The 1,458-nt window shown below is 63.8% G+C and carries 1 protein-coding gene and 1 pseudogene; one reads left to right on the top strand and one right to left on the bottom strand.

Translation table 11 applies throughout. From position 1 onward, the window contains the following. Positions 1-411 (top strand): annotated as a pseudogene (locus AC3LB0_RS05930) (hypothetical protein); the annotation flags it as partial. Between the two features lie 47 nt (positions 412-458). On the opposite strand, the gene AC3LB0_RS05925 reads toward AC3LB0_RS05930, so the two are convergent. Continuing rightward, positions 459-1,226 carry a hypothetical protein gene (locus tag AC3LB0_RS05925; RefSeq protein WP_488650241.1) on the bottom strand — a complete coding sequence of 256 codons (768 nt, stop codon included), beginning with the start codon at positions 1,224-1,226 and terminating at the stop codon, positions 459-461. Positions 1,227-1,458: the final 232 nt, after the last annotated feature.

Below are 1,458 nucleotides of genomic sequence, written 5' to 3'. Positions count from 1 at the left end.
TGCGCATTCATGTCGCGTGAGCTGAAGCGGCTCAGGAGCGAAGACCCGACAGCCGCATCGAAGGTGATCTTCCGCGTCGCACAGATCAACACGAATCTGCACTTTGCAGCGCTGGGAGGGACCGAGCAGGGTGCGACGCGGGCGCCGGCACAGGCACAGGCACAGGCACAGGCTCAGGCTCAGGCGCGGACACCCGTGCCTGCGCAAGCCGCAGATGTCACGGCTTTGACTGCAGTGCCGCCGCCGCTGGTGGCTCTCCCAATGGCGGAGCGTCCAAAAATTGTGGACCGGAAGCGGAAGAAGCCGGAAACGCCTGCAGCTGCGCAAACAACTGGGGCGAGAGAGCCCGTGCGCCGCCGGCCTCTTGCAGCGGTACAGCTTCAGGTTACCGCTGGGCTGCATGGGCTGTAGACATGTTTTACAAATTCAGTAGAGCTCTCACAGCCAACACCAAGTATCTACTCACTCTCGGGCAAATCGCGGTGGCCCGTATACCCGTGGCTCGTGCACGAGAACAGCGGCCCACCAAACGCACAGAGACAGCCAGGCTCGCGAAACGAATCTCTGATGGCCTCCACGACGCACGGCGCAAGGCGGATGCGCTTGCCGCGGCCAACAACGCCCCACTGCTCGCCAACGTACTTGCGGTACATGCAGTACCGCGCTGCCTTCCGTGCCTCCGCCGAGACACCCTCCACAGCCTCCCGTTCGTCCACACCCAGCTTCAGCGCCGCGAGCTCGGCCTTCATCTCGTCCGACTCGAGCAGCACCGTCGCGTCGCATTGAGACGCTAGGTCCTGCCGGCCAAACCCTGGCTCGCAGTGCCAGCATTGGCGGATAATAATGCCATGTGCTTCAAACGGAACAGCTGCACTGATCGGCGAACGCCGATCCAGGATGCCAACCGTACGCCCGTGTGCAGTCTGAGGCGTCACGACGGGAGCGGCCTCGCCCATGGCGATGAGGCGCGCTTGCTCGTCGGGATCGTCTGGACGCACGCCCCAGGCTGCGTCGCAAGCAGCACGCAATTGCCGGGCGGGCACCACCTTGAGGAGCTCCGCCACAACAGCGGCCGCGCCGTGCCGCTGAACCAGCTGCGACATGTGGCTACTAAGCTCCGCGAGCGCCGGCAGCACGACGCCTGCGCGCTGCGCTGTCTCGCCGGGCTCTCTGTGTGCCGGATCCACATTGAAGACTGAATCTGGAAACTCGCTCTGGCCGTACATGTGGCAAACGTGCCTGTGCAAAGGGTTGATGTTGTGCAATCCACACGTGTGAGATGAGGCCGCGGCGCGACCTCCAAGGGTCGTTGGCGGTCGTATCCATGTAGGCGGTGCGAAATACGAAGAGAGTGCGGCCGGGGACCACGTACCTGGCGTGCACGGCGGAGTGGCAAGGGACGTCTTCAGGGCCAAGACGGCCCGTGACGCGAGGAGGGTTTTTTGAGCTTTTCCCGTG

This window comes from Candidatus Limnocylindrus sp. (assembly GCF_040397235.1).
Lineage (GTDB): Bacteria > Chloroflexota > Limnocylindria > Limnocylindrales > Limnocylindraceae > Limnocylindrus.
This window is presented reverse-complemented; position numbering and strand designations above follow the sequence as displayed.